This window comes from Pseudoalteromonas xiamenensis, assembly GCF_017638925.1.
Classification (GTDB): domain Bacteria; phylum Pseudomonadota; class Gammaproteobacteria; order Enterobacterales; family Alteromonadaceae; genus Pseudoalteromonas; species Pseudoalteromonas xiamenensis.
Map to the genome: position 1 here is coordinate 2,197,501 of NZ_CP072133.1, position 12,938 is coordinate 2,210,438.

Below are 12,938 nucleotides of genomic sequence, written 5' to 3' on the forward strand. Positions count from 1 at the left end.
CAGACACGTCGAGCAGGTACGAAAGTAGGTCATAGTGATCCGGTGGTTCTGAATGGAAGGGCCATCGCTCAACGGATAAAAGGTACTCCGGGGATAACAGGCTGATACCGCCCAAGAGTTCATATCGACGGCGGTGTTTGGCACCTCGATGTCGGCTCATCACATCCTGGGGCTGAAGTCGGTCCCAAGGGTATGGCTGTTCGCCATTTAAAGTGGTACGCGAGCTGGGTTTAGAACGTCGTGAGACAGTTCGGTCCCTATCTGCCGTGGGCGTTTGAGAATTGAGAGGGGCTGCTCCTAGTACGAGAGGACCGGAGTGGACGAACCGCTGGTGTTCGGGTTGTCATGCCAATGGCATTGCCCGGTAGCTACGTTCGGAATCGATAACCGCTGAAAGCATCTAAGCGGGAAGCGAGCCTCGAGATGAGTTCTCACTTGGAGTTTAACTCCACTAAAGGGCCGTTGGAGACTACAACGTTGATAGGCAGGGTGTGGAAGCGCTGTGAGGCGTGAAGCTAACCTGTACTAATTACCCGTGAGGCTTAACCATACAACGCCAAAGTGGTTTAAGTTGTTAGAAGTTGAGTATTGACTAAAGTAGACAACGACAAAGTAAAAGACATTAATATCAGAATTCCAGATTTAGTTTACTTGCGGTAGCGAGTAGACGACCAGCTTATGCTTGGTGACAATAGCGTTGTGGACCCACCTGACCCCATGCCGAACTCAGAAGTGAAACGCAACAGCGCCGATGATAGTGTGGCAGCTGCCATGTGAAAGTAGGACATCGCCAGGCTCTAATTAAAAGAAAGCCCGATTCGAAAGAGTCGGGCTTTTTTGCATTTTAACGTTAAATTGCATTACTGTTATACCAGACTGGGTAGTCAGCTCTATCCCAATGCCGAACTCAGAAGTGAAACGCAACAGCTGGAAGGCCAGCCCCGGCCGATGATAGTGTGGCAGCTGCCATGTGAAAGTAGGGTGACGAGGAAGCGAAGATTGATAATCTCCGCAGTCCGAGGAACGCAAGCGAAGCGCAGCCGGACCAGGCGTCCCCGACCATCGCCAGGCTAGGCGCCCCCGACTCTTAATTAAAGAAAGCCCGATCCGAAAGAGTCGGGCTTTTTTGCATTTTAACGTTAAATTGCACTACTGTTATACCAGACTGGGTAGTCAGCTCTATCCCAATGCCGAACTCAGAAGTGAAACGCAACAGCTGGAAGGCCAGCCCCGGCCGATGATAGTGTGGCAGCTGCCATGTGAAAGTAGGGTGACGAGGAAGCGAAGATTGATCATCTTCGCAGTCCGAGGAACGCAAGCGAAGCGCAGCCGGACTAGGCGTCCCCGACCATCGCCAGGCTGGGCGCCCCCGACTAGGCGCCCCCGACTCTTAATTAAAGAAAGCCCGATCCGAAAGAGTCGGGCTTTTTTGCTTTATGTGTTTTAAAAAACTCAAACCAACTCAACAAACAACGCCCAACAAACCAAGTTCGGTGTTGGAATACCTCCCTGTAGCATCATACCTCGGACACCCTGACCACATTTCCTATAAAGCAGCACACAATGCTCACGCTGTTTCTTTAACTATGCATCTTGGTTGCTTTATTCGAAAGACTTACCCTAGTCATGCTGTTGGATACGCTGATTGCCATTTTGGGTGAATGCGATACGGATCGATGCTGGTTGGACTTACAGAGCAGTTGCAAAATCGCGAGAGAGCGTTGTAGGTGAGGGGTAGCCGATACGGTATTGGCTGTAGTGGGAAGCTTTGATTTCCAAATGTCAGAGGATGCTGTAGCTGAATTAAAGGTCGCGTTGAATCAATTATCGTGATTATTGATCTGAAAGTGCGCTACCACGTCAAAAGGGCCGCGGTAGCGCGACATATTTAGGCTTTTTTAACGAACTCTGATTTCAACATCATGTCGCCGTTACCATCCACTTTACAATCGAGATCGTGGTCGCCATCGACAAGGCGTTTGATGGTAGCCTTAGTGCCAATCTTTAATACTAAAGATGAACCTTTTACCTTTAGGTCTTTAATCAAGGTTACTTTGTCGCCATCGGCAAGCTGAGTACCATTTGAATCTTTAATGATGAGTGCATCTTCATCAACGGTCACTTCGTTTGGATTCCATTCATGCGCACATTCAGGACAAACTAAATTAGCTTGGTCTTCGTAAACGTATTCTGAACTGCATTTAGGGCATGGTGGTAAAGCTGAGTCTCATGTGAACCTCTGTTATGGATCTTTGAATGCCGAAGCATTAATTTATGATAATCACATTATAATAAAATTATAATCATCAGTCAGGTTTTGTGTGCAATTATGCGTCTTAATTCTTTTCTTCGTTTTCCAATTCTAGCTTGGTGAAGTCAACATCGTGTTGCTCAAGGTAAGTCCGAATAAGCTGACGCACGACTTGAGAGGGGGTTCTGTCTTGTTCAGCACACAGTTGCTCAAAGGCCTTTTTCTTGCGCGGATCGAGCAATACGGTAAATCGAGCTGTTTTTGTTTCCATTGTGTTGCCTGCTTATTTGATACTGCTGCGAAATTATAGACTGAGAGCGAATCACAATAAAGAAAGGCCCTCATATAGGCCTTTCACTTTGCAATGTTGCTGGATGTAAAAGGGCTAGAACAAACCATAGCTTTCCGTTTCTTCCGGTTCATATTCTGACAGGTGCTCAGGGCGGAAGATGGCGGATGGGTCGATAATTACGGAGTGTTTCTCGCCGCGTTTGATTAATCCTTTCATCATGCGCTTGGTTTGAGGGTCGATATCAAATCCAACGTTGGTTAATTCATGTAACGACTTCACTTCGCTTTCATCACAGCGGACATTGTCTTCTACTTGATCAACTAATAAGCCTACATGTGGGGTACGACCATCTAACGTGGTGAACACGATAATCGGTTTGTGGTCTAGATCGATTTGTTCCCTGGCAGATTCAAATAAACGAATGAGTTTTACGTAGGTTGTAACACGCTCTTTTTCCAACAATTTCATTGCGCCTTCTTTGTCCCCTTTGTCACACATGTTGAGCAAAGTATCGGCAAGGGCATGTAAACGCGTATGTGGCTCTTCAAACCGACTTAATAGCGCCTTCAAATCTTCATTATCCGTTTTGAAGCTATAGTACCAACGACCAAATTCACATTGATGTGGATCTTTGGCTTTAGTAAAGGCTGCTCCTGATAGAATGCTTTGTTCCAATGCTGAAAGCCACGCAATATGGTCTTGTTCGCGCTCTTTAAGGAGATGAGTCAGATTCTTTATGATTTCAAATGAGGATTGGTCATTCAAAATAATACCCATATCAAAGATAGGCGTTGGTGTACCCATATAGTCTTTAATACCGAGGAAGCTGGGGTTTTTATTCGGTAATGAAGTGAGATTACCGTCATAGCGTTCGGTTAGTAGGATATCCAAGATTTTTAAAGAGATTGTTTTATGCCCGACTTTAAAGTTGATTAAGTCCATATCGTCCCCTGCTAGCTGAATGCTCTAAGAATAGTACATTATTGATAATATGAGCGAAAAACAACGTACTTATTTCGCTGTGGATGATTAAATAGTGCTTGAAGCTTGTGGTCTTCAATACGAACGTCTTCCAGTTGCGTCATAAGGCATGTCTTATCAAATGGTGGTTTGCAACGGTTTAGCGCCTGAGTCGTCACATAGGCGTTTAAATAGCCTTCAAATGCTAAGCGACTTACCGTTATGTTGTTGTGTTTCGCGAGTTGCTTGAACTCTTCACAAAGCTCAACATCACAATCTAAAGGATCGGGCACAACTTCTGTTGTCATGATGGTTTCGGGTTTAGTCAACCGAGCATAAAGTGCATTGCTAAAGGCGAATGAAACGGTTGAATAGATAAAAGTGCTTTTTGACGCTTCTGCTTTTTTAATAAACTCGGCGAGTGGGTCGTATGTACCAACCATTGCTACGGCCTCTGCGCCGCTCGTCGCGATGCGTGTCAACGCTTTGTCTATGTCTTGAGTATTGCGGCGAAAGCGTGCGATGGTGATGGCGGTGAGGTTCATGTCTTTTAAAGCTTTTACTAAGCTTTTTTCCAGTGTTAAACCAAATTCATCCGCTTGGATGAGCAACGCAATTTTTTTGAGCCGCTTCTCTTGGGTCAGAAATTGGATTTGCTCATACGCTTCTTGCTGATAGCTCGCACGCAAGTTAAATACGTGAAATGTCGTTGCTGAACGTAAAAAGTCGGCACCAGTAAATGGCGTTATAAAGGGCAGCTGACTACGCTCGAGAAGTGGTTTGATTGCCCACGAGGTAGGAGTTCCCATGTAGGTAAATAACGCATCCACTTTGTATTCTTCGATGAGTCGCTTGGTGTTTTCTACTGTTTTTGGTGGCTCATAACCATCATCAAGCTTTATCAATTTCAGTTTGTGCTGATGAACTCCACCTCGTGTGTTTATGTCGTCAAAATGCAGTGACGCACCTTCGCTTAGTTGGATACCGATTTGCCGTGCAGGTCCTTCAAATGCAGCAGACATTCCAAGCTTATATTCTGTAGAGTCTGATATGGCCTCAGAAGAAAATAATAAAGAGGACAGCCCTATTAAGGCTGCAGATGAGAGGTTACTCTGTGTTTGAAATAAAAATTTGCACGACGTCATTCAGCTCTTGCTCTATTTGCTTCTTACTCAATTTGGGCAGATCATTAAGCGACTCAGAGAGTAACCAGCCTTGCAACACATAGCGAATGATTCTGACTTGCTGTGATGCGCAAAGGAGTGCAAGTGACGTTGGATGGTCAATAAGCCATTGCCATATCACAGGTTGTAGTTCTGCCATACTTCGACGCGTTATCGGCAAAAATACTGTTTTCTCCAACTTTTTCGGCAAAATATTGTCGCTCTCTGCCCATAAGCTTAGCACCAATTGGGCATCGAGTAGTTTGAAGTACGTCAATAATTGGTAAGGTAATTGACGATAGAATGCCTGACTCAATGTAATGACGTGGCTGTCGAGCGCGAGCTGTCTCGCTTTTAAGACCAGCGCAGCATGTTCACCGCTGACCTTATCGAGTTTGTATCCCAATTTCACAATACGGAATTGATTCTTAAACCAAAAAGACAGCAGCTCATGGTTTGCGCCAAAACTACTGCCGATGAAAGCAACATCAGAAGCGAGGCATTGTTCAATTTCATGCAAAAGTTGTGAACCTAAACCAGTGTATTGAATTCCAGGTGCAACCGCAATTCTTACGATGCGCGCCAAGCGTTGCGTACACCAATCCGGGTTTTGGCTTAGTTGAGCAAGTTGCTGAGCCAGCAAATGACCTCTAGGACGACGTGACCCCTCGACAATGGCACTACTTAACTCGCTCGAGAGTCCACCTTCAATAGCAACAAGGCATGCGGCGATGATTTTACCCTTGGCGCGCAAGACATAAACGGATTGATTTGGCGTATCGAGCAATTGCCGAAGATCATTGACCGACGTTTGATAGTGAGAAAGCACGAATAAACTAAAGATTTCTTGCAATAAGTGGTCGTCGTTTATCAACAACGTCGATTCGATAGTAGCAAACTCGACGTGATCAACATCGACCACATCCTCATAGCGGCAATCTAGGGCAAATAGCTGATTAATTCGCTGTTCCAGCGGATCCGCTGCAGCAAATCGAAGCGGATTATCAAGGTGAATGGATAAACACTGAGGCGCAAATTTACGCAGTTTTTTCAAGAACTTTAATGTATAACCTCGGCCATTACCTTCATAGCCAATTAGTGTGCTGGAAAACACGCTGCAAGGGTACTGTTTTATCAAATCGAGCAGCATAGGCACTGGAATGGCCGCTGCTTCATCGACGAATAGCACATCACATTTGGGCCGTTCGCGCAGTATTTGGTCCGGTGGCAAAAACTGCAGGTTTTTATACTGAGCTAAGTCGTTTAGCGTATCCTCACTCGCCCCTAAATGGCGGAACGTTGGTGCGATTGCGTGCCGATGTGGAGCACATAAAATAAAAGTTTTATTTGGCATCGCTCTGGCGATAAGCCCCAAACTGCTCGACTTCCCGCGACCTCTGTCTGCACTTAAGACGACCGGTAATGTCCGTTTGGTTTTGAGCGCATGTACGATTTGCTCTATCGCCGAGTTTTGCTGTGAAAAATCTGGAAATACAGGCGTTTGAGCCTTTGCGCATTGAGGCAAATGTAAACCATATTGTTCAGAGAGGCGCCACTGATTCGTGTCTGTAAGTTTAGCGGCTAATCGAAGGAGAAAATGACTTTGAGCGATGTCACATTCTGCAGAGCACCATTTTTCAAGCGCGGGATCGCGGAAATTCCCAAGGTGCTCTAACTCAGGTAATAATAAAACCAGTAATCCCCCTGCTTTTACCGTTCCGCTGAGGGCGGACAGTTTGTTTGGGATCACCCCTGAATAACCATCGTAAATGGCTATCGGCCATTCCTGCCCTAAAATTTGGTGTAAGTGCTCAGGCCATGTTGCATCAGTGAGATCTCGTCAGACTGGCTGAGGATGCAACATCCTTCACGTTCAAACAGAAAGTGAGTTGCCGCATAGCAAAAATCAGCCGAGCCAGATATGACCAAGAGCTGTCGATGGTGAGCCGTCGACAGCGTAGCTCGTGCCTCATCGATTAACGATTTAAAGTGGTTGAAGTCGCGCATAAGCGGTGACTAACCATTTAGAACCGACATCATCAAAATTCACTTGGATACGTGATTGTGCGCCGCTGCCTTCGTAATTTAATACCGTGCCAGCACCAAACTTGGCATGTAAAACACGTTGACCCAACGTAAAGCCACTATCCTCGAATACCGCATGCGTAACGGTAGCACTGAAGCGCCCAGCCGATGTTGGGCGAGTCACTTGAGTTTTGATGCGGATTTCTTCCACACAATCTGTTGGTAACTCACGAATAAAGCGAGAAGGGCTATGGTATTTCTCTTGTCCGTACAAACGACGGCTTTCTGCATGACAAATATAAAGCTTTGTCATCGCACGCGTCATGCCCACGTAGCAAAGGCGTCGCTCTTCTTCAAGTCGACCAGATTCTTCATGGCTTTGCTGTGACGGGAACATGCCTTCTTCAACGCCGACCATAAAGACCAATGGAAACTCAAGACCTTTGGCTGAATGCAGCGTCATCATTTGTACCGCGTCTTCGTGTTCTTCAGCTTGACCTTCGCCCGCCTCCAGTGAAGTGTAAGCTAAGAAGCCCTGTAACGGCGTCGAGAATTCTTCTTCCACAGGCGGTTCATATTGACCACATGCGTTTATTAATTCTTCTAAGTTTTCTACACGTGCACGGCCTTTTTCACCTTTTTCTGCCTGGTACATGGCCATCAAGCCTGAGCGCTCAATGGTCAGTTTGGCTTGTTGTTCTAAATTTAATTCATCAATGGTTTGTTCCAAGGATTCAACAAGCTCAAGGAACTGGTTTACCGCGTTGACCGCGCGACCGGATAAATGTTTTTCCGCGATAACCGATTTGGCTGCATACCATAGCGGTTGAGACGTGTTTCGTGCGCAATCTCGAATATGGCTTAAGGTTTTGTCACCAATGCCACGTACGGGCGTATTGATAATGCGTTCAAAGGCGGCATCGTCATTGCGATTTGTGATAAGTCGAAGGTAACATAAAGCATCTTTGATCTCTTGGCGTTCGAAGAAACGCATTCCACCGTAGATGCGATATTTTAGTCCTTCTTGTAGAAAGGCTTCTTCTAAAATACGTGATTGCGCATTGTTGCGATAAAGCACCGCACATTCTTGCAACGCATTGCCACCTTGCAACCACGTTTTGATTTTTCCAACAACAAAGCGCGCTTCATCTAACTCGTTGAATGCGGCATAAATAGAAATCGGTTCGCCATCAACACCATCTGTCCAAAGGCTTTTGCCCATTCGCTCGGCATTATTAGAAATCAGCGCGTTAGACGCTTTCAAAATGGTTGCGGTGGAACGGTAATTTTGTTCGAGACGAATGGTGTGTGCGTCAAAATCCTCTAAGAATTGACGAATATTTTCGACGCGCGCGCCCCGCCAACCGTAAATGCTCTGGTCGTCATCACCAACAATCATGATGGACCTGCTGCCACCGGCGAGCAAACGGAGCCATAGGTATTGGATGCGGTTGGTGTCTTGGAATTCATCCACCAACATATGTGCGAATCGATTTTGGTAATGGCGTAATAACGTTGGTTGTGTTGCAAGTAACTCGTAGCTGCGTAGCAAAATCTCGGCAAAATCAACTAAGCCAGCTCTATCACATGCATCTTGGTATGCGGCATAGACTTTGAGCATCAGTTGCTCGTTGAGGTCAAACGCTTGAATGTCTTTAGGTCGACGACCTTCGTCTTTCTGAGCGCCGATGTACCATGCAAATTGTTTGGCTGGCCACTTTTTCTCGTCGATGTTCATGGCTTTGAGCAAACGACGGATCATGCGGACTTGGTCGTCGCTGTCTAATACTTGGAAAGATTCGGGTAAGTTCGCTTCTTTATGATGTTGACGTAAAATTCGATGTGATAAGCCGTGAAACGTACCAATCCACATACCTGACACTGGGCCTTGTAAGGTCGCCTCAACGCGACTGCGCATTTCTTTGGCGGCTTTGTTGGTGAACGTTACGGCCAAGATGCTGTAGGGAGAACTTTGCTCAACCTGCATTAACCATGCAATTCGGTGTACAAGCACACGTGTTTTACCTGAACCTGCGCCAGCAAGCACCAACATGTTTTGCAGCGGTGCAGCAACGGCTTCACGTTGTTTGTCATTTAACCCATCGAGAAGTTCTGATACGTCCATCTTTTTACCTGTTTAACTAGCAAGCGCGCAGTATAGCGTGTTGAACGCTTAAGGTTAACATGACTTATTGTTGATAAGGGTTTGCTTCAGTTTAAGTCTGCGTATAACACAAGTGTTCTTGTTATGCACAAACAGCAAACATCACAATTTCACGAAAGCGATGTGGCATTAACGCTTTCGCGATCGTTCGGTCATCAAAACACGCTGTTGAAATTTAATACTGTATATTAAACCAGTATTAGTCTTGATTTAAAACTTCTTTCAAGCGTTTTTGTACTTCAGAGACCAATAAGTCTGGTTGGAATTTTGAGAGGAATACATTACAACCCACTTTTTCAACCATCGCATTATTGAAGCTGCCACTGAGCGATGTATTCAGGATCACGTACAAATCACGCAATCGAGGGTCGTTGCGAATTTCATAGGTTAGGCGATAACCGTCCATAACAGGCATTTCGGCGTCGGTGATCACCGCTAAAAATTCTTTGGTGACATCTATCCCTTCATCGGCCCACCCTTTGAGGAGATTCAGCGCTTCATGCCCATCGGTGGTTGGAATAATCTCGATTCCTAGTTGTGCAAGCGTATCAGAGACTTGGCGTCTTGCCGTCGCGGAATCGTCGGCGTGCAGTATTTTTCGGCCATGAAACTCATCAATGATGGCTTTGTCGAGAATGCCTTCAGGGATTTCCACGTCGTATTCAACAATTTCCGCTAACACTTTTTCCACGTCGATAATTTCGACCAAATGCTCCACATCACCACGGCGAATTTTGGTTAACGCCGTGAGGTAGTGATTTCGGCCAACAGAACGTGGGGGAGGCATAATATCACTCCATGTGGTGTTGACGATTTGGTCTACCTTACCGACCAAGAAGGCTTGGACGGTGCGGTTGTATTCCGTAATTACCAAGTTACACTCTTTGTCGTCACGCGCGCATGGCGGCATAGCAATCGCCTGACGTAAATCGATGACCGGAATGGATTCGCCACGAATATTTGTGACGCCCACGACTTTTGGATGGGCATTTGGCATTTTATTCAAGTGAGGAAGTTTGACGACTTCTTTAACTTTAAATACGTTGAGTGCAAACAGCTGGCGGCTGTGTAAATGAAACAGCAACAATTCCAAACGGTTTTCACCGACGAGTTGGGTTCGTTGATCTACCGATGCGAGTACGCCAGCCATAAACTTCTTGTGCCTATCTTGTTAATTGTAACCAGTATATACCCAAAATTAACAAGAATGCGAGTCTTTGCCCAAGCCCTCTTTTCAATCGACTTGTCATCAAGTAAGGTGCTGCTTTAAGGACTCTCAATAACATTAAATATGCCTGTGATTTTTAAGCGATTCATCGCGATGATAGTGCAGCATGTCGACAAAGCGAGTTGGCAAATGCTGAGCTTGGTTACATTTGCTCATATGGGGCTGACATGGATAGCCCTTTATGCTGCGAATGAAACGGCCTTATTGGGACTCAACACGTTTGTGTATTACTACATCGTGACGACATCAACGGTCGGCTACGGCGATTTTAGCGCAAGCAGTGAATTGGGTCGCTGGGTTGTGGCGTTATGGCAAATACCCTTTGGATTGGCGCTGTTTGGGATTATTTTAGGTAAAGTGGGTCAATTAGCGACATTTTGGATAAGACGAGCGATGACAGGAAATAAAGACTTTTCACATATGACCGATCACATCATTATTTTTGGATGGCATTCGGTGCGCACAAAAAAAATGATTGATTACATTCTCGCAGACACGAAGCGAAAGGCGCGTCGAATTTTGCTCGTTGTGACCGATGAAATGGAACATCCCTTTCTCCACTATCCTGAGGTTGATTTCGCCAAGTTGATGACCTTTACGGATGATTCAGAATTAACTCGAGTTGCGTTGATGTCGGCCGATAAGGTGATCATAGACGGAAAAGACGATGATCAAACGTTCACAACCGCATTAAAAATTAGCCCGATCGTTAAACCGACTTGCCACATCAGCGCGCATTTTGAAGACGAGAGCAAAGTCTCGTTATTGCTGATGCATTGTCGTAACGTGGAATGTTCTAGCAGCAAATCGGCTGAGATTTTGGTGCGGTCAATGCAAGATCCAGGTTCAAGTCGCGTCCAAGAGGAATTATTGTCAACGTTACATGGCGATACGCAGTTTTGCTTGGAGGTACCAGAAGGTGTTGCGACGTTCAGTTTTGGTGACGTATTTCAAAAGTTTAAAGCGCAATACAATGCGATTGTGCTTGGGGTCGCACATGACTTAAGCGCGAGCGACATGGATTTAAACCCGCCATTGGATTATCGCATTCAAAGTGGCGATATATTGCACTACATCGCGCCAGAGCGGATCTTAGTGACCGAAGTCGATTGGACGAAATTAGCGTCTAATTAATCAGCGAGTATCAAAAGGGGAAGAGCATGTTGGTCGTACTGTTACTTGTAACAACAATCTGTGCTTACTTGATCCCATTAGGTGTGATTGCCAACAGCAAACGCACCCGCGGCCACGAAAAAAAACTTTTGGCTTATGGCAACCCTTATTTTTTCATGGGTTGCCTTACTGCTTTACGTCACCGTTGTACCACCTTATCACAAACAAACGCCAAAACGTCTGCGCAGGCGGGCTAGCGCGTAACGCCTGACTTTGCCAGCAAGTAGTGCCATTCTTGTTCACTGACTGGCATGACCGATAAACGTCCCGCTTTTTTTAATGCTAACTCTTGTATTGCATCGTCTGCCTTAATTGCTTGAAGAGTTACGGGCTTCGGTAAATGTTGGCGATATTGTATGGTCAGGCCAATCCAGCGCGGCTTTTCTGGGTCTGACTTGGGATCAAAATACGGGCTTTCTGGGTTAAATTGGTGCGGATCCGTCTTTGCACCTTCGGTTATTTGTGCAATGCCAACAATCGCGGGGACTTTGCAGCTAGAATGATAGATGAAGACCAAGTCTCCAACCTGTGCTTGGTCTCGCAGAAAGTTTCGCGCTTGATAATTGCGGATCCCTTCCCAGAACGTGCTTTGCTGCGGTGCTTTAGCAAGTGTATCAATCGAAAAGGTATCTGGTTCGGTTTTAAACAACCAATAGGCCATGATAATTCCTTAATAATAAGAGTGTTTACTCAATTACAGGATTGAGTTTTCGTGTATTATTATTGTTTATAAGGCAAAAATCCAAACATCTCTAGGGAGTAAGGCATGAGCCAAGTATTACAAGAACTGCTAAACCTACTGACGTTAGAAGAAATCGAACAAGGGATCTACCGTGGTCAAAGCCAAGACTTGGGATTTCGCCAAGTGTTTGGTGGTCAAGTGATGGGGCAAGCCCTATCGGCCGCGAAGCAAACGTTGCCAGAAGGGCGCTTTGTAAACTCATTGCATTCATACTTTCTCCGACCCGGTGATGCGTCAAAACCAATCGTTTATGATGTTGAAACGATCCGCGATGGTAAAAGCTTTTCAACGCGTCGTATCAGTGCCATTCAGTATGGTAAGCCAATTTTTTATATGACCGCATCGTTTCAAGGCGATGAGGAAGGGGTGTCGCATCAGTCGGCAATGCCTGATGTGCCTGCACCGGAAGAACTAAAATCGTCGCTTGAGTTCTATCAAGAACACGCCGCGCAGATCCCTGAAAGTATTCGCAGTAAGTTTACCCGTGAAATGCCGATTGAAATGCGTCCGGTCAATTTCCAAAATCCGTTTTTACCACAGGTGACGGAGTCCCGTTCGGCATGTTTGGTTTAAGGCAAACGGCTCGATGCCGGACGATCGTCGCATTCACAACTATTTATTGGCGTACGCGTCGGACTTTGAATTTTTACCGACGGCACTGCAACCGCATGGTTTGTCGTTTATGCATCCAACGATGCAAGTTGCGACCATTGACCACGCGATGTGGTTTCATCGTCCATTTAGAATGGATGAATGGATGCTTTACAGCGTTGACAGCCCAAGTGCAAGTAACGGACGGGGCTTAGTGCGTGGACAATTCTTTAACCGCAGTGGTGAGCTGGTGGCCTCCACCATTCAAGAAGGTGTTATGCGCCAGCGCTAGTGGCTGCTGGTGGGCAGATAGACCCTGTCATTGAGCATGCCATTAAGTTGCCAACAT

9 protein-coding genes, 2 rRNA genes and 3 pseudogenes (1 of these 14 running past the window's edge) are annotated in these 12,938 nt (G+C 45.9%); 5 read left to right on the forward strand and 9 right to left on the reverse strand.

Going from position 1 to position 12,938, the window contains the following annotated elements; all coding sequences use genetic code 11:
* Together J5O05_RS10610 and rrf are read left to right on the forward strand one after the other, a co-directional pair.
* Positions 1-550 (forward strand): 23S ribosomal RNA (locus J5O05_RS10610); it begins 2,336 nt to the left of the window's first position.
* 131 nt (positions 551-681) lie between these two features.
* Positions 682-796, forward strand: a 5S ribosomal RNA gene (gene rrf, locus J5O05_RS10615).
* Between the two features lie 1,092 nt (positions 797-1,888).
* Here rrf and J5O05_RS10620 read toward each other — a convergent pair.
* The 8 genes and pseudogenes from J5O05_RS10620 to J5O05_RS10650 form a co-directional block, all read right to left on the reverse strand.
* Positions 1,889-2,221 (reverse strand): annotated as a pseudogene (locus J5O05_RS10620) (zinc ribbon domain-containing protein YjdM); the annotation flags it as partial.
* A gap of 115 nt (positions 2,222-2,336) precedes the next feature.
* Positions 2,337-2,522 carry a ribbon-helix-helix protein, CopG family gene (locus J5O05_RS10625; RefSeq protein ID WP_208842041.1) on the reverse strand — a complete coding sequence of 62 codons (186 nt, stop codon included), beginning with the start codon at positions 2,520-2,522 and terminating at the stop codon, positions 2,337-2,339.
* A gap of 114 nt (positions 2,523-2,636) precedes the next feature.
* Complete coding sequence (locus J5O05_RS10630; RefSeq protein ID WP_208842042.1) at positions 2,637-3,485, reverse strand: CZB domain-containing protein; 849 nt, start codon at positions 3,483-3,485, stop codon at positions 2,637-2,639.
* 38 nt (positions 3,486-3,523) lie between these two features.
* Entirely contained in the window at positions 3,524-4,525 is a 1,002-nt protein-coding gene (locus J5O05_RS10635; protein WP_208842043.1) for an ABC transporter substrate-binding protein, read from the reverse strand.
* A gap of 85 nt (positions 4,526-4,610) precedes the next feature.
* Positions 4,611-5,588, reverse strand: a complete 978-nt coding sequence (locus J5O05_RS22990) for a GNAT family N-acetyltransferase (protein WP_482817161.1) — start codon at positions 5,586-5,588, stop codon at positions 4,611-4,613.
* 27 nt (positions 5,589-5,615) lie between these two features.
* Positions 5,616-6,470, reverse strand: a pseudogene (locus tag J5O05_RS22995) (tRNA(Met) cytidine acetyltransferase TmcA domain-containing protein); the annotation flags it as partial.
* Between the two features lie 180 nt (positions 6,471-6,650).
* The gene (uvrD, locus tag J5O05_RS10645; RefSeq protein ID WP_208842045.1) at positions 6,651-8,816 is read right to left on the reverse strand and encodes a DNA helicase II; all 2,166 of its coding nucleotides are present in this window, start codon (positions 8,814-8,816) and stop codon (positions 6,651-6,653) included.
* Positions 8,817-9,054: 238 nt separating this feature from the next.
* Positions 9,055-10,005, reverse strand: a complete 951-nt coding sequence (locus J5O05_RS10650) for a chemotaxis protein CheV (protein ID WP_208842046.1) — start codon at positions 10,003-10,005, stop codon at positions 9,055-9,057.
* Positions 10,006-10,146: 141 nt separating this feature from the next.
* Between J5O05_RS10650 and J5O05_RS10655 the strand changes: the two genes are divergently transcribed.
* Both J5O05_RS10655 and J5O05_RS10660 read left to right on the forward strand, forming a co-directional pair.
* Positions 10,147-11,217: a potassium channel family protein gene (locus tag J5O05_RS10655; RefSeq protein WP_208842047.1), complete on the forward strand. Its 1,071-nt coding sequence runs from the start codon at positions 10,147-10,149 to the stop codon at positions 11,215-11,217.
* 26 nt (positions 11,218-11,243) lie between these two features.
* Entirely contained in the window at positions 11,244-11,453 is a 210-nt protein-coding gene (locus J5O05_RS10660; RefSeq protein ID WP_244369570.1) for a hypothetical protein, read from the forward strand.
* On the opposite strand, the gene J5O05_RS10665 is transcribed toward J5O05_RS10660, so the two are convergent.
* Positions 11,450-11,917 (reverse strand): EVE domain-containing protein, encoded by a 468-nt coding sequence (locus J5O05_RS10665; protein ID WP_208842048.1) that lies wholly within the window; start codon positions 11,915-11,917, stop codon positions 11,450-11,452. The genes J5O05_RS10660 and J5O05_RS10665 overlap by 4 nt on opposite strands.
* A gap of 105 nt (positions 11,918-12,022) precedes the next feature.
* On the opposite strand from J5O05_RS10665, the pseudogene tesB reads away from it, so the two are divergent.
* Positions 12,023-12,881: pseudogene (gene tesB, locus J5O05_RS10670) on the forward strand (acyl-CoA thioesterase II).
* Positions 12,882-12,938 lie beyond the last annotated feature (57 nt).